Consider the following 25,350-nt stretch of genomic DNA (forward strand, 5'->3'; position numbering starts at 1 on the left):
CTCCTGAACACTATAATCAGTCAAACATGTAATTTTTTCTTTTAGCTGTTAACCCAGCGGTTATAACCATTAACAACGAAACAAGAAAAATGTAATCCCCATGTTTGTTGTAAAATGTTATTTTATTAATCGGATCAACATATAAAATCTTCCAGTTTGTTTTCTCAGGTAGTAATTGAAAATTGCCGAACGGATCGGAAATTCCACTTATCCCCGTGTTCGAAACTTGTACAAAATATCGATTGTTCTCAACTGCCCTGAATATCATTTGCACAAAGTGCTGCATCAAAGCTATCTGTGAGTTATACCATCCATCATTAGTTGATACTACGATAAATTCAGACTGAGTTGCTAATTTTCTTACAACGGAAGGAAAGAAAGATTCAAAACAAATTATCATACCAACGTTTCCGTATTTCTCTATATTGATACTTTTTTGAGTACCTGCAGTAAAGTAATATATTCCTTTAAGAAAGTCAAACTTGCCGAATACAGATTTGTAAGGTAACATTTCAACAAATGGAAAGAGCTTAACTTTGTCATATCTACCAATGTATTTCCCTTTCGAATAGATATGCAGACTATTAAACACATCTTTTTCTTCCACTGTAGGATATCCAATAACTATGGTTTTATCCCCAAATGTGTTCAGTAATCTTTTCTCAATATCAGAATTTCTGATATCCTCTCCGGGGAAAACAGCTTCTGGAAATATTATCAAATAATCCGGCACTTCAGAAAACTTTTGCTCGAGATATCGCAGTATCTTTTCTGATGGATAGTTGTATTTCACATTTTGTGGCACATTTGTCTGAGCTAAAACAACAGGTTTACTTCCAATACTTTTAGGTAATTGTGATTCAACAACTCCGTTTATCAAAATGATTCCAGCAAATATAGACAGCACATATGGCATATTCCACTTGTTCTTTTTTAATATCCTGTAAAATTCATAATTTACCACTGTAATTAAAAAAACTAAACCAAGTGTTCCTGTAAATGGTAGAATCTGTAGTAAACCCTTAAAATTGTATAAAGCATCGCTTAACCTACCACCTGTAAATCCTATATCGCCAATTCCCCTCAAGAAATCTGAAATAACGTACAGGGAAGCTACAAAAATTGGTTCAAGTACTCTAAATCTAATTTTTTGACTCCAAAGTCCGTAAAAGATTCCAAAAATTATAAAAGGTATTGCCTCTATGATACAAAAAAGTATGTAAATAAAGATTCCCGTCAAAGGAGAAAACCTTCCAAATAATTCTGGTAATCCTTTTGTTAAAATTGGGATCAAGTAGTTAAAGTTGAGAAAAGAAAATAGGAAAAAGTAAAGGAAACATATCAATCCACCTACTATCGGACCTTTCTTGTCAAGAGCAAAAAATAACGGAATCAGAGCAAAAAAAACAAAACCTCCGTAAATGTAACCAGGCATTGCTGCTGTGAGTAAAAGAGAAGAAAGTAAAACATTAAGTATAGTATCCAACATGTAAATCCCCCTTATTCTTTCATTCAATCTTTCAAACTTTATTTTATGAACAATTCAAGGGCATTTTTTAACTTTTCAACAACGTATTCTTGATCTTCCAACGTTAGATCAGTATAGAATGGTAAAGCAATTGTTCTGGTTGAAACTTGTTCAGTAACGGGGAGCATTCCCTCTTTCCATCCTAATTCTCTGTAAGGTTTTTGAAGATGAACTGGTTCAAAATAACTTCTTACCTGCACACCTTCCATTTCCAAGTATTCCATAATTCTTTGTCGAGTCAATCTATCTACATGTTCTGGTAATCGAATAACGTAAACAAACCAAGACATTCTTGTAACATAATCTTTTACAACTGGAATTTGAATACCTAATTTTGACAAAAGTTTGTTGTATCTATTTGCAACATCACTTCTTCTATTTATGATTTCATCAATTCTTTGCATCTGTGACCAACCCAATGCTGCTGACATTTCATCAATTCTATAGTTATAACCTACATATTCATGCACAAGCCACTCTGAGCCTTCTCCTCTTCCCTGATTTCTAAGAGACTTTGAAATTTTGTAAACAGTTTCGTCGTTAGTTACAATTATTCCTCCTTCTCCTGTTGTGATTTGCTTATTAGCATAAAATGCAAATGCACCCGCGATTCCAAAAGTTCCTACTTTTTTGCCTTTATACTCACTACCAAGTGCTTCACAGGAATCTTCGATAATTGTTACGTTGTAGTTTGAGCAAATTTCTGTTATTTTATCCCAGTCCATCGGATGACCAAAAATGTCAACCCCCATCAAGTATATTTCCGAATACTCTTTTGAACATTTGTCAAGCACATATTCTAACGCGAAAGGATCAATATTCATTGTATCTGGCTGTATATCTACAAAGGCAACTTTACCTTTTTCAAAAAGCGCTACATTGGCAGAGGCAACAAATGTAAAAGAAGGTACTATTAAGAGTGATTTTTCATTAAAATTAGCGGCTTTTAATATAAGATGCAGCGCACTTGTACCGCTGGAGACTGCAACAGCATACCTAAGACCAGTGAATTCAGCAATAACTTTTTCAAACGCTTCAGTGTAAGGACCTATACTTAACCTTCCTGACTTGAGAACCTGAACAACCACATCTATATCAGATTGAGATATCTGCGGACTTGAAAGCTGGACTTTTTTCAATCCTCTTCACATCCTTTTTACTTTTTTCAATTGTATTATATCATCGATTTACATAACATTGCCCTATTCAAGTTTTATTCTTTTTAGGAAATTGTATTCGTTCAATGCTTCATCGTACATTCCTGCCTTTTCGTATAACTGAGCTAGCTTTAACCTTTTGTTTTCGTTCAACGGGTCTTTTTCAACGACTTTTCTATAATTCAAAGCAGCTTTCCTCCAGATCCCAAAAGTTAACCAAACATAATATCTAACTATTGGGAAAGAAAGAAGAATCGAAAACAACAAAATACAAACAGCTACAACTAACAGCAAAAGATATTTTAGTGAGCTGAACATCTTCTTTGAAATAATTTCCAGTAATTTTTGTATATTTTCTTGTAAATTTTTAAGAGCAGGTGTACTTGATTTGTAAGAACTTTTTAAATTTGGTTCTTTGTATTCTGGATAGTACTCAACAATCGAATTGTAAATTTCCAAATACCTTTGTTTTTTTTCTTCAGTTTTTTCCTTGGATAACTTTTCGAAAAGAACCTTTACAATGCTCCTTAACAACTTATCTTTGCTTTGGACTTTTGAGAGTATTTGAACATAACCTTTTTTGCCTCCATCTTTTAAGAGTACGTTTATTAGTTCTTCCGAGATTTTTTCATAATCATATTCGTTTATTACATCGATAATCACATCAAACAAGTATAAAACATCTGGATTATTTTGCACGTTATTTATGGCATAATCAAGGAGTGTATCTTTGTTAAATATATCAATTAGGTAATACCTCATAACCTTTGTCAAAGAAGCAGACTTTAAAAAATTCACAAGTCCCTCGATGTCTTCTTTAACTGCGAACTCGTAATCTTTTAACTTGCGTTTGGCGTGTAGGAATTTACCTAACTTGTCTATAGTTTCGGTATCTGAAGTTTGTTGATTAGAAATATACAACAAATACATATCCCAAGCAAATTCTGGGTCTACTTTAGATTTTGCAATGATATCTTCAACAGTAAGTGAGAATGCCAAAAAGTTACTTAGAATCACTATTATTAGAATCTTTATTTTCAGAAAGGCCGTACGGTTCTTTTTCATCGTTATCCTCCGGTTCAACATGAATAACGACATCGTAAATATTTTTAGTATCACAAAGTTTTTCTTTTATACACTTTGTTATATCATGAGCTTCCCTAACACTCATATGCTCATCAACTTCAACATCCATATCGATATCAAATTTTCCACCTATTTTTCTAACTCTTACCTTGTGTGGATTTGATGCACCACATACTTTACAAGCATTGAAGATCTTTTCATATATCCACATTTCCTCTTCCTTCAGTCCATCCATCAATTCGTGAGCATTCTCTTCGAAAACTTCCCATGCTACTTTTATTATTATACCAGACATGATCAAACCAACAAGCGGATCCATCCAAGATAAACCAATTTTGTTTAAAAATACACCGAGAAACACCAATCCAGACATCATAATATCGTTCCGCATATTCTTTGCTTCTGCAATCATAGCATAGCTTTTGTTTTTCTTACCAGCTGAATATTCTATTGCAAACAGGAAAGTCTTTCCAATTACGGATATGACCGCTGCTAAAAGCGGAAGCACACCTGAAAGTATTTCGTGTTCACCTGTTATCAATCTTTTTGCGCTCTCAATTAAAAGTGTAAGACCTGCATAAAATATGACAAAAGATATGACCTTTGCTCCTATGTTTTCGGCTTTCTGGTGTCCATACGGATGTTCCTTATCGGCTGGTCTACGCGATATTACAGTCGATACAAGCATTGTCGAAGATGTAAGTATATCCGTTGAAGTATCAATACCATCAGCAAGAACTGCCATACTTTTAAATATTAATCCTATGCTTACCTTTATCACTGCAAGTATAAGATTAGTGACAACGGCAATAGTTGAAACTATTTTTAGTTCCCTTTCTGCCGAGCTTTCCATACTAATTCCTCCAATCTTTACGAATAAAAAACAAGGGGCTTTTCTAACCCCTTGTTAATGAGATTCATTATCATCCTTACTTTCCAAGCGCCACCTTTGCTATATTCACATACTCTTTGAAACTTTCTGGATCATTCACGGCAAGTTCTGCAAGCATCTTTCTATTAATTGCAACATTTGCAAGCTTCAATCCGTGAATAAGTTCATTGTATTTCAGCCCTTCATTTCTCGCTGCGATGTTTATTCTTGTTATCCACAATTTTCTGAAATTACCTTTTTTATTTTTCCTTCCATCAAATGCGAATTTTAAAGCCCTGTAATACGACTGCTTAGCTAGTGTATATCTTCTACTTAAAGCACCTCTGAATCCTTTCACAAATTTAAGAAATTTCTTTTTCTTCTTTTTCGAATTTAAAGCATTTTTGACGCGCATATACACTTCCTCCTTTTCAAAGATCTATTTATTTTCTACCAAGTAACCTGAGAATCCTTGCTTCGTCAGATTTTGAAACAACATCTTCAAGTCTTAGAGCTCTCAACGTTGATCTTCTTTTCTTACCTGTTTTATGCCATGCATTTGCATGTCTTCTCATGATTTTTCCATTCTTTGTAACCCTGAAGCGCTTTGCGGCTGTTTTGCTTGTCTTCATTTTCCTCTTAGCCATGTTTATCCCTCCTGTCTTATTGGTAAGAAGTTACAGGTAACGAATTATGAGTTGATCAAAACTATAAATTCTTTGGTTTCAAAACCATCCACATGTCTCGACCTTCCATTTTAGCTTCCTTTTCTACATTCCCAATATCAGAAATATCCTTAGCGATCCTGTCTAATATTTCCTTACCCTTTTCAACGAAAGCCAATTCTCTTCCCCTGAACATTACAGTAACTTTAACTTTGTTTCCATCGTTCAAGAATCTCTTTATATGTTTTAGTTTCGTTTGATAATCATGTTCATTTATAACTGGTCTGAACTTCATTTCCTTAACTTCAATAATCTTTTGATTTTTCTTTGCTTTCTGTTCCTTCTTTGACAATTCGTACTTGTATTTTCCATAATCCAGTACACGGGCAACTGGTGGTTGAGCATTTGGGGCTACCAATATCAAGTCCAAACCTTTTGACCTTGCAAAATCAATGGCAGCAGACTTTGACATGATTCCAATAGCTTTGCCTTCTTCGTCAACTACTCGAACCTCACTGAATGGAATTTCTTCGTTTTTTATAATTTTCTCTTTCTCGTTTTTAATAGTTTTCACCCTCCTGTTAACATATATTATTAAAAAAGTTTAGGCGGACTCGACGCCCGCCTAAATCTTTTCGATTAATTATTTACTAAAAGCTATCACCTCAAAATACCTAACGAGCCTGCGCTGTTAGGTGGGAAGCCGGGCGCCTCCACTTCCAAATTATCATACCTTTTGGTGGGCCGCGTGGGATTCGAACCCACGGCCACCTGATTAAGAGTCAGGTGCTCTACCTACTGAGCTAGCGGCCCGATCATGGTGCCCCCAGGAGGAATCGAACCTCCATTTGCGGATTAGGAATCCGCCGTTCTATCCTTTGAACTATGGGGGCTGTTAACTAACGTTGTTATATTACATCTGGCAGCCCCACGGGGAATCGAACCCCGACCCTCGGACTGAGAATCCGATGGACTAGCCGTTATCCTATGGGGCCAAAGATTGAAAATGCCAAAAGCTGAAATTTGGTAAAATAATTACTGACCGTGATATATATTAGCACAAGCCTAAAAAAAGTCAAGTACTTTTTTCTTGTGTGACAAATATAGCATAATTTGTGTTATAATTATTTTGAGGTGGTCCAATGATAGACGTATTGTTAAAAACTATTCTCTTCGTACCACGGTTTGGTATACATTCTTTTCAAGTAGGTTTTTTAGCATCGCAGATAGCAAATTCCTTAGGTTTGGATGCTTTGGAAGCCTTTTATTGTGGCGTGCTTCACGATATAGGTGTTTTAACCCCTCACAAAGGTATAATATTGGACGATATCGACAATCAATTTTTAATTCATCAGGATATTCCTACCCACGAATCACCTACTAAAGATCACACTCTTATATCGGCGTTTGAGATTTCTAAAATCTCTGTTTTGACAGAGAAGTTCAAAAACATTTCGTCATCTACTCTTCTTCATCATTCGATGCCTCACTATCTGAACGATACCATTTTAGATAACGTTTATGCAAACATACTATCGATAAGCGAAGAAATCTCCAAGTACGTCCTTGTAAACGATGAAGAACTTAGTTATGATGATATAATGATACCACTTTCTACCATCAGTAACAGATATTTCGACTTCATCTACGAAGCTGCAAAAAAAGTGTTAAAAAAAGAATACGTAAGGTGGATGCTATACGATATAAAAGCCGGTTACAACAGAGAAAAGTTAATTTTGGAATACAGTTTTGATATAAATCCAACCTTTGAACAGATTGTAGAGATAGGTGCCGTTTTATCTTACATAATAGATTCAAAAAGTCAGTTCACAAGAGAACATTCCTGGAGGGTTGCAAAGGTATCTTCAGCAATAGCAAAAGAGATAATGTTAAAGGATGAAGAATTTTTTATCGCTGGTTTGTTCCACGATATAGGTAAGATTACAACACCTGTACAAGTTTTAGAAAAAAAGGGAAAACTAACACCGCAAGAAATGGAGATTATGAGGAAGCATGTGTATTATAGCTACGTTATTTTAGATAATCATAAAGATGAACCTTGGTTTTTGCCTGCCGTGAGACATCAGGAAAGAATTGACGGAAGCGGTTATCCATGGAAATTGAAGGGTGATCAAATGACATTCAAAGATAAAATTCTTCAAGTAGCAGACTACTTTGTAGCAGTTCTTGAACCAAGGCCTTATAGGGGGCCTAATACTCCTGAAAAAGCTTTTGAGGAAGTTGCTCGTGCTGTTGAAAATGGAACTCTTGACAAGGGACCAGCAAACATCCTCAAAGAACTTGTGTATGGTGGTTATAATTTTGATAAGATTGACTTTATGTCATCTATTCAGGAAGATATATCCAATTTTGAAAAAAGTTTAGCGGAGGGATAGCTATGGTTATTGATAAAATTAAAAAAATAGCCTTGATCGGCGCAACAAAAAACAAAGAAAAGTTTGGTAACATAATTTTGAAAGATCTGGTGAAGAAAGGTTACATCGTATTCCCCGTTAATCCAAATTACGAGGAAATCGAAGGAATAAAAACGTACAGGAGCGTACAAGAATTACCAAAAGATGTCGAACTTTTAGTCTTCGTTGTTCCACCACAAATCGGACTTGAAGAAATGAAGAAAGCCTACAAATTTGGTTTTAGAAAATTTTGGTTCCAACCAGGTGCTGAATCGGATGACATAATAACTTACTCTAAAACCCTTAAGGACGCGGAATTTTCTTTTTCAAAATGTATAATGGTAGAAACAAAATAAAAGTTGATATGGAGTGAAGTCTTGTGACAGAAATTCTTGAAAAAGTGCAAAAAGTATTTGCGAATATAAAAGTTGCGGAATTTATGACAAAGGATGTTGTATATGTAAAACCAGACAGAACAGTGGCTCAAGTGAAAGAGATATTAAGGCTTAAAAGAATCTCAGGTGTGCCGGTGCTAGATGAAGATGGTAAAGTTGTGGGAATTATAAGCATTGAAGATATAATCAAATGTCTTGAAAATGGCACACTAAACGAAAAAGTTTCGGAACACATGACCAAAAATGTTGTTTGTTTAAACAGTGATGCGACTCTTCAGGATGTGATAAAACAATTTGAGAGGTATAAATATGGAAGATTTCCCGTTATCGATAGCGAACAAAAACTTGTTGGCATAGTTACAAAAAACGACATCTTAGCTGCTGTAGCAACACGTCTTGGTTTGTTGTACCTTCACGATGAAAGGCGGAAAGAAGTGCTTGATTCCGATATACTGAACAGATCTCTAATCACAGGAGAAGAAATAAATAAGAAGGGAGCCGATTTTTATTTCAAGATAGATTATTTTGATGTCAATCTTGCTGGAGTTGGTGCAGCTCAACTGAAAAAATTTTTGCTCAGCAAAGGAGTCAAAGACAATGTTGTTAGAAGAGTGGCAGTAGCGGCTTATGAGGCAGAAACCAATGTGGTAATTCACAGTGGTAGTGAGGGTGAACTTTATTGTTTCATAGCAGATGATAGAATAATCATCAGAGTGGAAGATACAGGAAAAGGGATAGAGAACATCGAGCTTGCAATGAAAGAAGGATACTCAACAGCACCAGATTATGTGCGCGAACTAGGATTTGGTGCCGGTATGGGCTTACCAAACATGCGGCGCTTTTCAGATAAGATGGTTGTACTTTCCGAAAAGGGAAAAGGCGTTGTTGTTGAAATGGTTTTCTACTTAAACTAAAATCTTATGAACGAAATTCAAAAATTGTGAGTCTAAAGATCGTAGATATTTTTGTTAAACTACCCTACAAATAGGAGGGGATTTTTGTGGATAACACGATGATGTGGGTACTTGTAGGTGTTTTAGCGGCTGTTTTAATAGTTGGTGGTATATTCTTACTTATGCCAAAAGAGAGATATATTGAAGTTGATGGTGTCAAGATTTGGATGATTCCAGACGATGCAGAAGTTACGTTTATAAACCAAGCACAAGCAAATGCTGTGAAAAGTCTGAAGCAAAAGAATCAGCTTGTGGCATTCGTAGGTGAAGCTCAAGGTACAGGTACGGCACAAGATCAAGAAGTTGCAAAAATAAGAGCATTCCAGCAGGTAGCAGAGTTTTTGAACGCAAAGGTAACTACATTTGCCCAATTAGTTGAAGGTCAGCTGCAGAATGTCCAGGTCTCTGGTAAAAAACAAGATATTGTTAGTGCTTCAGTTAGTGCGTACAAAAGAGTCAGCGAACTTTTTGCTCAGGGAAGAGTTTCCGGTGCATATGTCTTTGCTGTATGGAGAGTTAAAAAAGGCAATATTGTTAACACTTACTCTTTACTCGTTTACGATCCTGGTGCAATATTGAAACTTGTCGAACTTGATGCGCAAGTTCAAAGAACAGTTGAGGAACTTGGAAAACAAGGTGTTGACTTCTTCAAAAACTTGAATGATGTAATGATGGAAGCCACAAAGGGGACACCAATGCAAAAGTAATTGCTCTTTTTCATCACCCCCTGCAATAATGCAGGGGGTTATTTCTTTTGAAGAAGTATTTGGAGGTGATTTAATGGACAATACAGCACTTGTATTAATAGCCTTAGCCATCGCAATTGGAATCGTTGGTTTATTTTTTCTTATGCAACCGAAAGAACAATGGATTCAAGCAGATGGACTAAATGTGTGGAAAATACCCTCAAATTCAGAAATCTTAGAAATTAACATTGCAAAATCTTCTTCTGTGAAAAAATTGAAGGAATCAAACAAGTTGATGGCGTTTCAGGGTGAACATGTAGGAAGTGGTGCTGTACAAGATAAAGAAGTTGCAAAGATACGTGCTTATCAACAGCTTGCTGAACTTCTAAACGCGAAGATTTCAACTTTTGCTCAAGTTGTGGAAGGTCAAATTCAAAGCTTACAAACGAATGCAGATAAGCAACAACTGAAAAGTGCCTCACTTAGTGCTTACAAAAGAATTACCGAATTGTTGGCACAAGCTCGTGTATCCGGTGCATACGTTTACGCTGTTTGGAGGATTAAAGAAGGGAATAATTACAGAACATACGTGCTTTTAGTTTACGATCCAGAAGATGTTAAAAAGTTTTTACAAATTCAACCTGATGTAAACCAAACAATTAATGAGCTTGGAAGTATTGGAATTGATTTTTTTGGTGCATTAAATAGCGTGATTGACGAGGCTATTAGAGGTACACCTCTTACTTCGAATATAACAGAGCAGGCCCAACAAACACCTTCGTCACAATCTTCGCAAACTCAGAGTCCACAACTAACGCAGCAAATTCAACCAGTTCAGCAGTCGCTTCAACCTGGTGTAAAATACATGAAAGGTATCGGAGAAGCTTACGGAAAAACAGAACTTGAAGCAGAGGAACTTGCTAAGAAAAATGCCCTTGCAAATCTTTCAGAACAACTCTACGTAGACGTTCAAGCTATTACACGATTGAAAGATCAATTTATGCAAGTTGTAATAGGTAACGAAGCTAAGGGGAAATTACAAACAGAGTACCAAAAAACAATTGAAACACGATCACAATTTGAGTTTGTTGATGTTATATATAGAACACTCGACAAGAAAGCAACTGGTGGTAAGTACTATGCAAAGGTAGAAGCTAATGTTGAGGAAGAAAACGCAAAAATGACTTTTGAAACATACATTTCTCTAAAACTTGCAAGCACTTTAACCGATGGAAAACTCCCATTTTCTGCGAAAAAAATATTGGATAGATACGAACCAATGGTTTCAAAATACAAATTTCCGCCAAAAATATCACAAGAAATAGCTGCTTACATTAGCAAAGTTAAGTCAAGATACAATGAAGTTGATGTGACAATTAAAGACATTAATTCAAGAAAAGTTTTTGACACTAAAAGCGCTATTGAAGTTGCACAACTTATAAACATGTTGGATATAATTGCTTCTGATCTACCTGATGGAATCATAAATAGAGAGCAATTAAGACCTTTTCTTAAAGAAATCACTATAGACATTGCTGGACCAAATGAGCTAATTATAGGAGAACAAGCGACACTGCAAATAAAGACAAACAATTCACAAGTAACATTATTGAGGGTAATAAATAACAAAGTTGACGGCCAAGAATTAGTAAGCTTAAAAGACGGAAACGCAGCACTTTCGGGTGTTATAAAAGGTCTTGATCCAAAGATTACTTTGAGCCTTGGTGGAATTGTTAACGCCACATGGGCACCTGGTAAGATCTTAGTCAACCCAGATTTTTTGAGAGTTACTTACAAAGATAAAGATACAATAAGAATAATTGCTGGGGGAACTTCAAAACCATCTGGTGATCAAAAATTGACACACGAAAAGGCTGTTAAAGATGCTTTAATAAAGATTGTCAGAAAGGTAGCAGCAGAAGTATTGATAGGTCAAGATAGAGACCTGCTGGACGTACCAATTGATGATTACATAATAAATAAAGTGATATCCAGTACAGATTATGAAATAACGGCTACAGGTGAGTATCAAGGGTTGTATTATACCGTTGTAAGTTGTACGGTAGATAAAAAACGATTTGAAGAGGACATCAAAGATGCACTTAAAAAGGCGCCAACGGGTTTTGCTTTGCTAATAGTCGAAGGTGATACTCTTGGATACATAGAACCAACCATAACATCAAAATTAGTCAATTCCGGCATAAAGTTAGTATCAAAAGATTTTTCAAAAAAACTCTTAGAAGAACAACAAAGACTTGGTTATAACATTACAACTTTTGGAAAACTATCAGCCCTTTCAGCGGCAAGGTACGTGCTATACACCAAGGCAAACGTAACATCTACATGGCTGAACGATTATAACATCTATTCAGTACGAATACTTGTAACTACCCAAGTTATAGATACGATAACAGGTAATATACTCTCTGCTCCGCAATTTGAGGACGTAAATTCTGGTGCAACAGTTCAGGCAGCAGTGTCAAAAATAGTAAGTAGTCAAAAATTTCTTGACTACACACAGCAGATAGTCAATACGCTTAACTTTGAGAATGTAGAAATAAAGAAAGTGTACAAATACATATTTATACTTGAGAGAGCGGCGTACGGTTCAATGCTCATGGACTATCTCAATGCAAAATTTGATGGTATCAAGATTTTGGAAAAGGTAGACACAAGATTAGTTATAGAAACAAACGTAACCCCAAGCGAATTAGAAAACTCTATGAAAGCCATTGATACACTCAAGATCAAGAAAATATCAGATGACACGTATCAAGTTACGCGTTAGTAAAAACCAGTTTCCCCCTATGGAGGTGGGATTTATGCGTAAAGGTGTTGTGTTAATTATTCTTTCAGTATTATTATCGTTAATATTTGCAGCAGGTGGCATCACTGTCACTGAGAAAATAAAACTTGTCATCTTACCTGGAAAAATAGGTACCGGGTGGAATATGGATGAAGTTGATTATCTACTTTCTGTTCTCGAAGAGCAAGCACTCGAGCTTGGTAGATTCCAACTTTTTCCGAGATCAGATCTTCAACAAATTATGAAAGAACGAAATATGGTAGAATTTGGTGTGTCAGAAGCTATCCAAATCGGTAAACTTGGGGGTTCAAAATATGCTTTGCTTTTAACATTAACAGAACTATCCGCTGCATGGAGTAGTAAAACAAGTACTTACGAAGCAGTTTCACGCTATACAATAAAATTGTACAATATCGAAAACGGTGAATTACTTGCATCGAAAACCATGCAATCCTTAGGAAGCTCAAAGGAAACTTCCCAAAAAGCTATAAGTAATGCCCTGAGATCAACTTCTTCTGACATTTGGGTTGAGCTGAGGAATATATTTAAACTTGAAGCATATGTTAAATCTGTTCAAGGAGATACGGTCATTCTTGCTGGTGTTGATCCAAAACTTGCAAAAACAGGCTTCATATTTCAAATTGAAACGGAAAGAGGAACCGGTTATGTAAGAGTTTCGGGGACAAATAAAGTTGAACAAACCGTCGTGACAAAATTTTTGTATGGAGAGAGACCCAACCAATACGATGTTGCGATTGAATATCCAACACTTCCAATTCACGCAGGCTTCGGTTTATCTGTATTTTCCTCTATGTTCGGAATTGGGCTGACTGCTTGGTCTGATGCAAGTGGTGACATACCATTACCAATTTATCTTGGTTTTGGAACTTTCCTATTTTCTATTTACTCTGATACCCCAGCTTATTTAAATTTTGGTGTGAATCTGAAAATTCTTGAGATGGGGCGAATAAGTGCTTCAATCAACGGTGGGTTAAGTATTCTTGGCTTGTTTGATCTGAACAATTTTGAGCCAAGTTCAATTATATACGGAGCTTTTGCTGGTGGATTGGTAACTTACGAATTTAATCCAAAATTTGGTATTTACTGTAGCACTGGGTATTCTTTGTATATTAGTGGGGCTGGACCTTCTGGTATCAGTTTTCAAATTGGTGTATACTTTTAGGTGAGTAACTTAATTTTTGAATACAGAGGTGGTTTGTTTGTTTGACTTCTTTTCTCAAAATTGGTTAATCATCGTATTAGTTTTTGCCATAATAAGTATCATGTTTATTCTAAGTATGCCGAAAGACGAATATCAATGGATCTTGGCTGATGGAGTTAGGATCCAAAGTATATCTAAGGAAGCAAAAATTGTTTATGTAAACAATGCTTTCGAGTCAAGAGTAAAAGAACTTAAGTTGAAAAATAAGTTGATAGCCTTCAGAGGTGAATCTATAGGAGGTGGTGTAGATACAATAAGAGCAAGAGATAAAGCAAAGATGAATGCATACAAAGAACTTGCAGAATATTTTAACGCTAAAATACAGACGTTCGCACAACTTGTTGAAGGACAACTCCAATCAGTCTCAACTTCAGGAAAAAATCAACAAATTAAAGATGCCGCAATAAGTGCCTACAAGAGAGTTACAGAAATGTTTTCAGAAGCTCAGGTCTCTGGTACATATATTTACGCTATTTGGGAAGAGTACGCTGGAAGTCTTGTTTACACAAATGTACTTTTAATATTTGATCCAGAAGGTGCCATTGAAGCAGCCAAGCAAAAGGTATTAGCTGATAAAGAATTGTCTAACCAAATTGAAGAACTTGGAAAAAGTGGAGTGGATTTCTTTAAAGCTTTGAACTCAATAATCGAAGAAGCGAAAAAATAAAGAAAAAAGGGATGGTTTACCATCCCTTTTTTATTTTACAAGTGGTTGAACAGGTCCAAATGCCTTAAATGGCCATATCCTAAGTATAGGACGACCTATTACAGTATGTTTTGGTACAAATCCAAAATACCTTCCATCAAGACTCTGTGGAGCATTATCACCCATGAAGAAATAAAACCCCTTAGGAATTTTGATATAAACTTGTCCATTTTCTTCCCAAACATAGTCAGAGAATTTTATACCCTTAGGTTCCAAATATCTTTTTACATAAACACTGTAATCAATTCCGTAAGTAATTGGATCAAGTCCGCCAAGTATGCTAAATACAATATTTGCCAGTTGTGAACCTTCTTTTTGTGCAAGTGAAAATAAATAAACTTTGTATTGCTCCTTGTTATTTTTTAGCTTACTCGCTTCAGCAAGATAATCCCACAATTTTGGGTATCTGAATATTCCATCAGGTTCGTAATCCACATTTTTAAGATGCTCGGGTATAACCCCATTCACAAAAAGTTTCCACTTTCCATCGACTTGTTTAAGTGTTAGCACATCTCCTTCTTTACCAACTAAACGTTTTACGTATTTCACAGAACCTTTGAACTCTTTTGGTGAAAATGCATCCATGAACTTATCGAAAGCTCTTAGCATCTGCTGAGCTCTTTCATCAGGAAACGGTGTATAAAAGACAACAATTTCTCCAATTTGTGGTTCACGTGCCGAATAGGTTATCTTTTCAACAAAAAGTCGATCCCCCACGTTTATCGTGGGGACCATTGATGGAGTAGGAACGAGCATTGTCTCAAACACATACAACCTAATTATCGTAGCAGCAACAACTGCATATATGAGTGTAATTATAGTTTCTTTTAGTATGTTCTTTCCCTTTTCCAACTTTGATGACTTTTTGCGTTTTTCATTTGGGGGCATCTTACTTTCTCTCCTTGATCTTCACCTTACCTTTTACGTTCCTAAGATAATACAATTTCGCCCTCCTCACTCTACCTCTTCTAACAACTTCTATTTTATCAATAGTAGGTGCATAAAGTGGGAATATTCTTTCAACACCGACTCCTCCAGCAGCTATTCTTCTAACTGTAAATGTTTTGCTTATACCTGAACCTCTTATGGATATAACTATACCTTCGTATGCTTGAATTCTTTCTTTATCTCCTTCTTTGACTTTAACATGTACCCTTACAGTATCCCCTGGTCTGAATTCCGGAACTTCTTTCAACTGTGTTTTTTCTATAATCCTAACAATGTGATCCATGCTCATATCTATGCCCTCCTTTGTGCTATTCTTGTACTAAAATAGCTATTTCTTAAAAACATCTTCTCCTATGAGTCTATCAAGAATTATTGCCACGGCAGCTCTCACAGAGAGATGATTAAAATCACTCTTACCCCTGACTGGTTCTAAAGAATAATCACACATCTGTTCCAATTCCTTCGGCATTCCCCATCCGGTTCCGAATAGTAATAAAACAGGTCTCGGATCAGTTAAAATAATTCTTCTACCTTCTTCGTAGGTTATCGTATTTGGCCTAACTTTTGCTGATGTGAACATAACAATAGGTCTTACCCCTTCTTCTTTTTCGATATCTTGTATTACTTCTTCTACGTAAGATTTTAACTCAACTATTGAAAGTGCATCCGATCTGTTTGGATTGTACGTCTTCCCAAATCCTTCAGTCCAATATCCAAGAACTTTCTTGACTATATCTTGTTGAGCGGGTAAATGCGTTACTACGTAATATTTTTTCACATTATAAGTTCTTGAACTTCTCGCTATGTCATGAATATCAAGATTTGTCACAGCAGTGGTGATTATTCTTCCATCTCTACCTAGAACTGGATAATGCACAAGTGCAGTATAAATCTTGTCAAGCACTTCTCATCAACTCCTTAAAAAGCAAAAGTAGCGCTTTTTTGTCCAGATCATCCATTGTGTGTTTTAAAAATAAATCTGGTCTTTTCAACATTGTCTTTTTAAGTGACTCTTTCCTACGCCACAGTTCAACTTCTTCATGATTGCCACTCAACAATACCTCAGGTACCTTCAAATTTTCAATTTGTCTTGGTCTTGTATAGTGTGGATGGTCGAGCAAGTCATTGTAAAATGAATCATTCTTAACGGACTCTTCCTCAACTACACCCGGGACAAACCGTGACAAAACATCTACTATAACCATTGCTGGTAATTCTCCACCTGTTAGTACATAATCACCTATGGAAATTTCTTCATTAACAAATTCCATAACGCGCTCATCTATTCCTTCATATCTTCCACAAATAATAACAATGTTTTCCTCCTTACAAAGTCTTTTCGCGACTTCGTTAGTCAATGTGATTCCTTGGGGTGAAGTAAGAATCACATATGGCTTACCGTAAGACTTGGTGTAAAATTCGAAAAATCTAAAAAATGGCTCGGGTTTCATAACCATTCCTGGTCCGCCGCCATATGGATAATCATCAACAACCTTATGTTTATCTACAGTGTAATCTCTGAGATTGAATATTTCAATTTCCAAAAGCTTATTTTCAACAGCCTGAGCAATGACTCCGTACTCTTTTATAACCCTAACAAACTCCGGAAAAATGGTCAGAACACTAATTTTCACTCCAACCACTCCGGCACTTTTACATAGACCTTCTTACCTTCTTTGTCAATCCTTTTCACATATCTTTCAATAACGGGTATGAGCATCTCTTGTTTTTCTTTTCTCACAACAATCACATCGTTACTACCTGTTTCAATTATGTCTTCAATTACACCTATTAAATTTCCACTCTCGTCGTAAACTTCACACTTCAGAAGTTCAAAAAAGTAATATTCACCATCTTTTGATTTTGGGAAAAAGCTTCTATCAAGATAAATCACAAAACCTTTTAACTTTTCTGCTTCTGAGATAGTGTTAACACCAACAAGATGGACAATAAAATATCCTTGTGCCTTCCTAACTTTTTCAAACTTTATAACAACAGCTTTCTTTTGAGTTTCGTTATAGGCCAACGCCTCTGTCAACTTTCCAACGAGTTCAGGCATGTTGGAAAATATATACAATTTCATATCACCACTAAGTCCATGGGTATTGCTCAATATTCCGAACGGAACTTTATCCATTAGAAGATCTTCTATCCTTTTCATGATAATCACCTTAAGACCTTAAGAATAAATTCAGAATCTTCTGACATGCTTGATAGTAATATTTTAATTGATTTAATAGTTCTTCCATCTTTTCCAATAACCTGTCCCACATCATCCGGATGAACTGAAATATCGAACACCTTTTTTCCGTCCTCTTCGTATTCAACGACCACTACATCATCTGGATGTTTTACAATAGATCGGAGGACGTACTCAAGGAAATCTCTCACGTTTATGCCTCCTCATATCATACCTTTTTAGATTTTGCAGCTTCAAGTTTTTCATACAGCCCAAGTTTTCCAAGCAACTTCGAAACAGTTTCGCTTGGTTGAGCACCCTTGAGCATCCATTCAACAGCCTTTTCAATGTCAACCTTTACTTCGTAAGGTTCCTTTAGCGGATTGTAATAACCTAAGCTCTCAATATAAGCACCATCTCTCTTTTTCCTCTGGTCAACTACAACAATCCTATAAAATGGTTGTTTCTTCTTTCCCATGCGAGTAAGCCTAATCCTAACCACTAACAACACCTCCAGTTTTCTTCAATTTAAAAGATTAAAACTACCATTTAAAACCTCTTAGTCCAAATGGAACCTTACCTTTTTTAAACATCTTCATGAGCTTTTTCATCTCTTCATAAGATTTTAGAAGTTTATTTACATCTTGTACGCTCGTACCGCTTCCCATTGCAATTCGCTTCTTTCGGCTCGCGTTTATAATATCTGGATTATTCCGTTCTTCTGGCGTCATAGAGTTTATTATAGCTTCAATACGTTTAAGTTCTTTTTCACTTGTGTTCAAATCAACCTGTGGTGCCCCTGGTAGTGCTTCAAGCACTTTGTCTATTCCCAGCTTTTTAATCTCTCTTATTTGTTCCTTAAAATCTTCAAGCGTGAACTCTGCACGAATGAATTTTTGACCCATTTTTTCCATCTTTTCCTTATCAAGCTCACGCTCTACTTTTTCGATCAAAGACAAAACATCGCCTAGCGCAAGAATTCTATTTGCTATCCTATCTGGATAAAACTCATCGAAATCGTCTATTTTCTCACCAACACCTACGAACTTTATAGGTTTACCTGTAATATACCTTATCGTCAGAATAACTCCACCTCGGGAGTCACCGTCCAATTTAGTAACAACAAATCCAGTTATTCCAAGTCTGTCATTAAAAGCCTTACCAGAGTTTACAGCATCCTGACCTGCCATTGCGTCTACGGTAAGCAGAATTTCATCGGGCTCGACTAACTCTTTCACCTTTTCAAGTTCTTGCATCATCTCATCGTCTATATGCAACCTTCCAGCGGTATCAAGTATCACAACATCATATCCACTATCTTTGACCTGTCTTTTTGCCTCTTCAACAATCTTTATGGCATTCTTTCTGTCACCCGTTATAACTGGTACACCTATCTTTTTGCCAAGAGTTTCAAGTTGATCAATCGCAGCAGGTCTATATGTGTCTGCTGCAACCAGTATTGGATGTTTTCCATGCTTTTTAAGGTAATTTGCTATTTTAGCTGCACTTGTTGTTTTTCCAGTACCTTGTAAACCCACCATCATAATGTAAGCTGGCCTATGTATCAATTTAAACGGTTCTTTCTCACCCAGCAGTTTGACAATTTCATCTCTTATTATCTTGATAAACATCTGATCAGGTGTAAGGGATTTTAGCACCTCTTCTCCAAGTGCTCTCTTTTTTACATTTTCGACAAACTCTTTAACCACCTTATAATTCACGTCGGCAGCGAGAAGAGAAGTCTTAACTATTTGTAGAGCCTCTTCTATATTCCTCTCAGTGATTTTTCCTTTCCCCGAAAGAATTTTAAAGGCATTAGACAACTTGTCTCTTAAACCTTCAAACATGCCCTCACCTCACGATTTTCACTCACGAATAATATAATACTATAACAAGCAAGAAAATCAATTAACTTGCCACTGCTAATGTAAACATTGAGAAAACATAAGATTAATTTCATGTTGAAAATTGGTGGTATGTTAACTTAACACACACATTGGTTGTTACTTTTTTGTAAGATTTATAGTTGAAGGAATATTTACAATTTTATGATAGAATAAAAATACGGTCTATTTAACAAATCAGTTTCTGGATAATTTAAGGAGGAGATGTTGATTGCTGTTTTACATAAACCTATATACATTTCTCATTGGCATATCGAAAGCTGCATATACTGCGTTATTTAATCTTTACCTACGTTCAGCCTCATATGGTAATCAGGTGGTTGGGAAGGCTACATTCTATTATTCTTGGGGAATAGCCATAGGTGGTCTTGTATTTTCAAGTATTTCAGACAGAATAGGAAGAAAAACTACATTATTGTTAACTATGCCTTTGTTCTCATTTTTTGGATTCTTAAGACTATATCCAATGCCCGTTTTTTGGTTATATCTTTTTTCATTTTTATTTGGATTTTTTGACACATCTATAATTATACCAACTATCTCTGTTATAGAGGGCTCAGATGAAAAGAAAAAGTTGAGAAATTCAAACATTAACTTTGCCATTGTTATGCTAACTGGCGTAATTGGTTATCTTGGTTCTGGTATTCTTTCTGAAAAGGTAGGTCTAAAAGAAAGTTTGAAAATATCGATGTTAATTTCTGTAGTTTCTCTGTTGCCTTTGTTGAAACTTCCAAAAGTAACAGTAAATCTGAAAAAAGCTGCACCAGTTTTAAACTTAGTACAATTGGTGATACTTATATATTATTTTACTTCCAGTGCTCTTGTAAGTGCTGCTGCTGGAGTTTTTATCAACTTTGGAAACGTAATTTTTTTGGATTTGTTTGCCTTTTCTGCACCGGTAATTACGCTGATATTGACAATATCTCAGTTGTCAACAGCAATAACCTCCGTTTTTTCACACAAATTGACAAAAAAGCTTGGATTTAAATTTTCATTGTTTTTCTTCTATCTCTTGGTAACCATATTGATCTTTACAATGCCTGCAATTATGAACAAACCTGCTTACTTTACGCTTGCTTATGTACTTAGGTATGTTCTTTTAAACATAACAACTCCTACTTTTACTGTCTTTTGTTTGTCTTATCTCCCAAATTCTTTCCTTGCAACATTCTCCGGGGTAAGTTATTTATTAAATAACATAATGCGTGCTACTTCAGCTCAAATATTTTCTCATCTATCAAATGATAAAACAACAAATTATTCTCAATTATTCTTTACTACAGGTATATTTTATCTAACAAACACCCTTTTAACTTTGTTTACATTTATTGTCGTAAACGTGATTTCCCAGCGCAATATAAACTTACAAATATCCTTAGCTCTTCCGAAAAGGAAAAGGCGAAAAGTACTTATTGTTTCTAAAATAAACAAACCGACAAAATCAAGTGTTCATTATCATAGTCATCTTGTAAACAGAAAAAGATAGGAAAAAACATTTTTATGGTAAAATAATTATATCCATTACCTCATGAAAGGAAGTGAATGTTATGGGTATCAAAAACGGTGACAAAGTGAAAGTACACTACACAGGAAAGTTTGAAAGTGGCGAAGTATTCGACTCATCTTTAAACAGGCAACCTCTTGAGTTTGTAATAGGAGCCGGGCAAGTAATTCAAGGGTTTGAAGAAGAACTATTAGGAATGGAAATTGGTGAAAAAAAGACATTTGTAATACCTTTTGAAAAAGCTTATGGGCCAATTCGCGAAGATTTAAAATTTTCTGTGCAAAGAAGTATGCTGCCTGACGATGTCAATGTTGGTGATTTATTAGAAGTTCATCAACCAGATGGAAATGTTTTTATTGTTAAAGTAGACCAAATAAATAATTCAGTTGCAATACTTGATGCAAATCATCCGTTAGCTGGGAAAAATCTCGTATTTGAAGTCGAAATAATAGCAATAAACTGATTGGTGAATAGAATTTAAATATGAAAGTTTGTATTGTTGTAGAAGGAACATATCCATACATTACAGGTGGAGTTTCAACATGGATTCAGATGTTGGTTGAAAACATGCCTGATGTTAATTTTGACGTTGTTCATCTTGCGCCATGGAGATGGACACGTTCTTTTGGGTATAAATTACCTAAGAATTTGAATAACATATATGAGCATTTGCTTTTTTCATTAGATTACAAGTATAATAGCACCTTGGATCTTAAAAGAATTATCAATCATATAAACGACCTTATAAGCTTTTCTAAGAGTCGAAGATCCCAAAAGTTATCTGAGATAATTAAAGAAATCGCAGGCAAAAATATCGATTTTGTTCTAAAAACAAAGGCATTTTGGGAATTTCTTGTAGACATATACACTAAACATTTTCAATTTGAAGGTTTCACGAGCTTTTATTGGACGGTCGTGGGCTTCCTGATTCCAATTCTTGGTGCGCTTCAAGCAATTCCTCCAAAAGCTGATATATATCATTCTACAACAACTGGTTATGCATCTTTAAGTGCTCTTGTTGGAAAATACATACACAACGGAAAGTTAATTATCACAGAGCATGGAATTTACCACAGAGAAAGAGAAATAGAAATTACAAAATCGAAATCTGTTCAAGAAGTATACAAAAATACTTGGATAGAAATTTTCAGGCTCATAAGCGAAACAGTTTATAGAGAATGCGACTTTCTAACAACACTCTTTGAGAAAAACCAACTTTTTCAGTTAGAACTAAATTCCGATTTCAAAAAGATGAGGGTTATAGCAAATGGCGTGGATGTTGATAAATTTGGAAATATCAGGAGGATAGAGCATCATACGTTCAACGTTGCTATAATAGGAAGGGTAGTACCAATTAAAGACATCATCACAGGTATAAAAGCTTTTGATATAGTATCAAAAGAAGTTCCGAATTCAAAACTTTACATAATTGGTCCTACAGACGAAGATGAAGACTACTACAAAAGGTGTATTCAACTCGTCAATTTGTTTGAACTTAACGATAAAGTTGTTTTTACAGGTAAAGTCAACGTTCTTGATTATTATGGATTGATTGATGCATTACTTATAAGTAGTATCTCTGAAGGACAACCACTAGTTCAGCTTGAAGCAATGGCAAGTGGAATACCAGTAGTAACAACCAACGTTGGAAATTGCTCGGAGATAGCGCTTGATCCTGATGGTCAGTCTGGGTTCGTTGTTGAACCTAAGGACTACAACGCTATGGCTGAAAGACTCATTGAACTGGCTAAGAACAAGGAGCTATGGAATACATTCTCATCTAATGGCAAAAGGATAGTACGAAAAAAATACAGACTTGACCAAATGATAAAAGCATACAAGGAATTATACATGGAGGTTTTAAAAGTATGAGAATGTTAAAATTAACAATCTTAATTTTTGTGCTGATTTTCACACTTGCTCCTATTTTTGCCAAAGCACTACTTTTGTACAAAGGCTCTGAGCAAGGATATGGTTATAGCATTCTTCTTAGGTATGTTGCTCCTGAATTGCGAAATTTGTCCGTAGTATACGATATAGTTGATGTTGAAAGCGAAGTTTTTACGACTTTAGACTTAGCCAATTATGAACTGATAATATCTTGTTACTACAGTCCAACAATGCCAGGAGCTAAAAACTATTTGAAACGACTATACGACTTTATCCTTTCTGGAGGAAAGATATTTATTATGAATAATATAGGAGCAACGATAGACTCTTCTGGATCAAATCATCCAGGACTTGCCGAAGTTAATTCAGTGTATAATCTGATTGGATTATCATACTCATTCGGTTGGAAAAAAGTAAAACCTTCAGAGGTAGTTATTGACTCTTATTATCTTAATACACAAAATCTTGTATATGAAAGCAATAGAGACGTGGAACCGTATACTGCAATAAGTCCTAACACTAAAGCAATCGTAACTGTAAAAACAAAAGACGGAACTCTTTACGACATGGCTTTTGTGAGTCCACTCGGAGCGGTAATTAGCTACAGTTATTTATTTGATGATTTTGGAAAAGTTGCGATAGACATTGCAAAAATCCTTGTATACTTAATTTACGGTAACTCTGATAACTTTAGAATTCTTGTGGTTGGAAAAGACAATTCGGTACTGTCGAAAGCACTTGATTATACCTTGTGGCAATATGATTGGAAAGATAATATTCCATCAGTACTTTCTTCATATGATTCCATAATACTCTTCGATGCTTCCTTGCCAATTTCTGATTCAAGAATTTCGAATTATGTATTATCTGGAGGAACGCTGGTTGTAATTTCAAAGGGTAACAAACAATCCTTAGTAAACACTCTTAAGATACCAAGTAAAATATATCCAGTCCCCCCAAATTTCGAACTTCAACTGAACAAAACGGTTACGTATAGCGAAATGTTACCAAGTTCCGAGCCCCTCATTGTATCATCGGACAATCAAGTATTGTCTTGGAAAGTAAAGATGGGTTCAGGTCAGATAATATATTACCCGGCAGATTTGTTAACTAAACCTTTAAGAGGACTCTTTATTCAGATAATGCTTTCCCAATTACCAATTTCAATTCAACCAATAATAAATAGCTATACAATCTTCTTAGATGATTTTCCATTGCCTGCATATAACAGAAAGATTGAAGTTATAAAAAGAGAATTTGGAGATATAACAGATAATGATTTTTACTACAACGTTTGGTGGCCAACCATGAAAAAAATATCTAAGGAGTTTGGGTTGAAATACACAGCAATTTTTGTCCCAAATTACAACGCATCTGTGACCTGGCCATTTAGTTTTCAAGAATATGCTAATACACCTCAGCAAAAACTTGTATTAAAGGAGCTCTTGACTACTAACGTAGAAATAGGTTTGCATGGGTACAACCACATACCACTGACAAAAGATAGGTGGAAGGAAGATGACTTAAAAAATGTTCTTAAAACACTTAAAATATTTTTGAAAAACACGCTTGGTGAAAACTACATACCTTACACATATGTTGCACCGGACAACATAATCGACGAGTTCGGTATCCAAAAATTATTAGAAAACTTTCCAACAATAAAGTTAATCGGTACAACTTATAAAGGTACAGATACTCCCTCAGAATTTACAGTTGTAAAAGAAGGTACAGTAATAGTTCCAAGAACAACGTCTGGTTACTATCCTGTTAGCAAACTGGTAACTGATTCTGTTCTTTCCCTTATGATGCTAGGTACCTTTCAATATTTCTTACATCCTGATGATTTGTTTTCCAAAGATAGAAATCCTGAAGAAAGAACTTGGTCTGATATGTCTGCAAGCTTAATAGAGTTTTTTGATACAATGAAAAAGTATTACCCTTACTTAAGAAATCATTACTCATCAGAAAGCGCGGAAATAATATATGACTTTCTTACTCAAAAGCCCCTGATAAGAAAACAAAAAGAAAAAATAGTTGTGGAATTGTCAATGGGTTACCACTTACCAAGATATTATTACTTAAGAATCGATAGGCCATTTACTCTGGTAGGTGGGAAAATTGTATATTCGTACGATAAATTGTTTGTAATTGAACAAAACGAAAAAAAGATGGAAATAATCTACTTTTAGTAGTTAGACCACCCAAAACAAAAATCGGAAGTAAAAAACTCACATATTAATCTTTGCGCTCTCTTTTATTTTACCTCAAAAATAGCATTAATATTTTTGTTTGGAAAAGTCTTTAGTCTTTTAGCTTTTCATAAACCATACGGATATCATCTATTCTTTTCAAAAACGCTTCAACTACCTTTGGATCAAAATGTGTTCCTCTTTCCTTTATTATCTGCTCCACCGCCTCTTCAAAACTATACGC

The 25,350-nt window shown here is 35.4% G+C and carries 26 protein-coding genes and 3 tRNA genes; 11 read left to right on the forward strand and 18 right to left on the reverse strand.

Features of this window, described 5'->3' with window-relative positions:
* Positions 1-16: 16 nt before the first annotated feature.
* The 10 genes from lnt to N2Z58_08410 form a co-directional block, all read right to left on the reverse strand.
* Positions 17-1,489 (reverse strand): apolipoprotein N-acyltransferase, encoded by a 1,473-nt coding sequence (lnt, locus tag N2Z58_08365; GenBank protein ID MCX7654671.1) that lies wholly within the window; start codon positions 1,487-1,489, stop codon positions 17-19.
* A gap of 38 nt (positions 1,490-1,527) precedes the next feature.
* Entirely contained in the window at positions 1,528-2,667 is a 1,140-nt protein-coding gene (locus tag N2Z58_08370) for a DegT/DnrJ/EryC1/StrS family aminotransferase (protein MCX7654672.1), read from the reverse strand.
* Positions 2,668-2,730: 63 nt separating this feature from the next.
* The gene (locus tag N2Z58_08375) at positions 2,731-3,750 is read right to left on the reverse strand and encodes a hypothetical protein (GenBank protein ID MCX7654673.1); all 1,020 of its coding nucleotides are present in this window, start codon (positions 3,748-3,750) and stop codon (positions 2,731-2,733) included.
* Complete coding sequence (locus N2Z58_08380) at positions 3,689-4,624, reverse strand: cation diffusion facilitator family transporter (protein MCX7654674.1); 936 nt, start codon at positions 4,622-4,624, stop codon at positions 3,689-3,691. The genes N2Z58_08375 and N2Z58_08380 overlap by 62 nt, the downstream gene beginning before the upstream one ends.
* Positions 4,625-4,700: 76 nt before the next feature.
* Positions 4,701-5,057, reverse strand: a complete 357-nt coding sequence (rplT, locus tag N2Z58_08385; protein MCX7654675.1) for a 50S ribosomal protein L20 — start codon at positions 5,055-5,057, stop codon at positions 4,701-4,703.
* Positions 5,058-5,085: 28 nt separating this feature from the next.
* A complete protein-coding gene (rpmI, locus tag N2Z58_08390; GenBank protein MCX7654676.1) occupies positions 5,086-5,289 on the reverse strand; it encodes a 50S ribosomal protein L35 in 204 nt (67 codons plus the stop codon).
* Positions 5,290-5,350: 61 nt separating this feature from the next.
* Positions 5,351-5,881, reverse strand: a complete 531-nt coding sequence (gene infC, locus N2Z58_08395) for a translation initiation factor IF-3 (protein ID MCX7654677.1) — start codon at positions 5,879-5,881, stop codon at positions 5,351-5,353.
* Positions 5,882-6,044: 163 nt separating this feature from the next.
* Positions 6,045-6,120: transfer RNA gene (locus N2Z58_08400), tRNA-Lys, on the reverse strand.
* Between the two features lie 5 nt (positions 6,121-6,125).
* Positions 6,126-6,200 (reverse strand) — tRNA-Arg (locus N2Z58_08405).
* A gap of 27 nt (positions 6,201-6,227) precedes the next feature.
* Positions 6,228-6,302: transfer RNA gene (locus N2Z58_08410), tRNA-Glu, on the reverse strand.
* 147 nt (positions 6,303-6,449) lie between these two features.
* Here N2Z58_08410 and N2Z58_08415 point away from each other — a divergent pair.
* The 7 genes from N2Z58_08415 to N2Z58_08445 all read left to right on the forward strand — a co-directional run bounded on the left by N2Z58_08415 (position 6,450) and on the right by N2Z58_08445 (position 14,450).
* Entirely contained in the window at positions 6,450-7,703 is a 1,254-nt protein-coding gene (locus tag N2Z58_08415; protein MCX7654678.1) for an HD domain-containing protein, read from the forward strand.
* Between the two features lie 2 nt (positions 7,704-7,705).
* Positions 7,706-8,077: a CoA-binding protein gene (locus N2Z58_08420; GenBank protein MCX7654679.1), complete on the forward strand. Its 372-nt coding sequence runs from the start codon at positions 7,706-7,708 to the stop codon at positions 8,075-8,077.
* Between the two features lie 23 nt (positions 8,078-8,100).
* Positions 8,101-9,030, forward strand: coding sequence for a CBS domain-containing protein (locus N2Z58_08425; protein ID MCX7654680.1), 930 nt, complete (start codon positions 8,101-8,103; stop codon positions 9,028-9,030).
* A gap of 86 nt (positions 9,031-9,116) precedes the next feature.
* Positions 9,117-9,776 (forward strand): hypothetical protein, encoded by a 660-nt coding sequence (locus N2Z58_08430; GenBank protein ID MCX7654681.1) that lies wholly within the window; start codon positions 9,117-9,119, stop codon positions 9,774-9,776.
* Positions 9,777-9,849: 73 nt separating this feature from the next.
* Entirely contained in the window at positions 9,850-12,543 is a 2,694-nt protein-coding gene (locus tag N2Z58_08435; GenBank protein MCX7654682.1) for a hypothetical protein, read from the forward strand.
* 34 nt (positions 12,544-12,577) lie between these two features.
* A complete protein-coding gene (locus tag N2Z58_08440; protein MCX7654683.1) occupies positions 12,578-13,744 on the forward strand; it encodes a hypothetical protein in 1,167 nt (388 codons plus the stop codon).
* Positions 13,745-13,772: 28 nt separating this feature from the next.
* On the forward strand, positions 13,773-14,450 hold the full coding sequence (locus tag N2Z58_08445) for a hypothetical protein (GenBank protein MCX7654684.1): 678 nt from the start codon (positions 13,773-13,775) through the stop codon (positions 14,448-14,450).
* A 30-nt stretch (positions 14,451-14,480) separates the two neighbouring features.
* Here the strand turns inward: N2Z58_08445 and lepB are convergent, their stop codons facing one another.
* Genes lepB through ffh form a run of 8 tightly spaced genes read right to left on the reverse strand, consistent with a single transcriptional unit; the run spans position 14,481 to position 19,463 of the window.
* Positions 14,481-15,377, reverse strand: a complete 897-nt coding sequence (gene lepB, locus N2Z58_08450) for a signal peptidase I (GenBank protein MCX7654685.1) — start codon at positions 15,375-15,377, stop codon at positions 14,481-14,483.
* A gap of 1 nt (position 15,378) precedes the next feature.
* Positions 15,379-15,726 carry a 50S ribosomal protein L19 gene (gene rplS, locus N2Z58_08455; GenBank protein MCX7654686.1) on the reverse strand — a complete coding sequence of 116 codons (348 nt, stop codon included), beginning with the start codon at positions 15,724-15,726 and terminating at the stop codon, positions 15,379-15,381.
* Between the two features lie 39 nt (positions 15,727-15,765).
* Positions 15,766-16,341, reverse strand: a complete 576-nt coding sequence (locus tag N2Z58_08460) for an RNA methyltransferase (protein ID MCX7654687.1) — start codon at positions 16,339-16,341, stop codon at positions 15,766-15,768.
* Positions 16,334-17,071, reverse strand: coding sequence for a tRNA (guanosine(37)-N1)-methyltransferase TrmD (trmD, locus tag N2Z58_08465; GenBank protein ID MCX7654688.1), 738 nt, complete (start codon positions 17,069-17,071; stop codon positions 16,334-16,336). Before trmD ends, N2Z58_08460 begins: the two co-directional genes overlap by 8 nt.
* Complete coding sequence (gene rimM, locus N2Z58_08470; protein MCX7654689.1) at positions 17,068-17,598, reverse strand: ribosome maturation factor RimM; 531 nt, start codon at positions 17,596-17,598, stop codon at positions 17,068-17,070. The genes trmD and rimM overlap by 4 nt, the downstream gene beginning before the upstream one ends.
* Before the next feature lie 5 nt (positions 17,599-17,603).
* Positions 17,604-17,828, reverse strand: a complete 225-nt coding sequence (locus N2Z58_08475) for a KH domain-containing protein (protein ID MCX7654690.1) — start codon at positions 17,826-17,828, stop codon at positions 17,604-17,606.
* 17 nt (positions 17,829-17,845) lie between these two features.
* Complete coding sequence (gene rpsP, locus N2Z58_08480; GenBank protein ID MCX7654691.1) at positions 17,846-18,118, reverse strand: 30S ribosomal protein S16; 273 nt, start codon at positions 18,116-18,118, stop codon at positions 17,846-17,848.
* Positions 18,119-18,158: 40 nt separating this feature from the next.
* Complete coding sequence (gene ffh / locus N2Z58_08485) at positions 18,159-19,463, reverse strand: signal recognition particle protein (GenBank protein ID MCX7654692.1); 1,305 nt, start codon at positions 19,461-19,463, stop codon at positions 18,159-18,161.
* 268 nt (positions 19,464-19,731) lie between these two features.
* On the opposite strand from ffh, the gene N2Z58_08490 reads away from it, so the two are divergent.
* The 4 genes from N2Z58_08490 (at position 19,732) to N2Z58_08505 (ending at position 25,106) form a co-directional block, all read left to right on the forward strand.
* Complete coding sequence (locus N2Z58_08490) at positions 19,732-21,006, forward strand: MFS transporter (GenBank protein MCX7654693.1); 1,275 nt, start codon at positions 19,732-19,734, stop codon at positions 21,004-21,006.
* Between the two features lie 61 nt (positions 21,007-21,067).
* Entirely contained in the window at positions 21,068-21,487 is a 420-nt protein-coding gene (locus N2Z58_08495; GenBank protein MCX7654694.1) for a peptidylprolyl isomerase, read from the forward strand.
* A 20-nt stretch (positions 21,488-21,507) separates the two neighbouring features.
* Positions 21,508-22,896, forward strand: a complete 1,389-nt coding sequence (pelF, locus tag N2Z58_08500) for a GT4 family glycosyltransferase PelF (protein MCX7654695.1) — start codon at positions 21,508-21,510, stop codon at positions 22,894-22,896.
* Entirely contained in the window at positions 22,893-25,106 is a 2,214-nt protein-coding gene (locus N2Z58_08505) for a DUF2194 domain-containing protein (GenBank protein MCX7654696.1), read from the forward strand. Before pelF ends, N2Z58_08505 begins: the two co-directional genes overlap by 4 nt.
* Positions 25,107-25,350: the final 244 nt, after the last annotated feature.

The organism is Fervidobacterium sp., from assembly GCA_026419195.1.
Taxonomy (GTDB): Bacteria; Thermotogota; Thermotogae; order Thermotogales; family Fervidobacteriaceae; genus Fervidobacterium.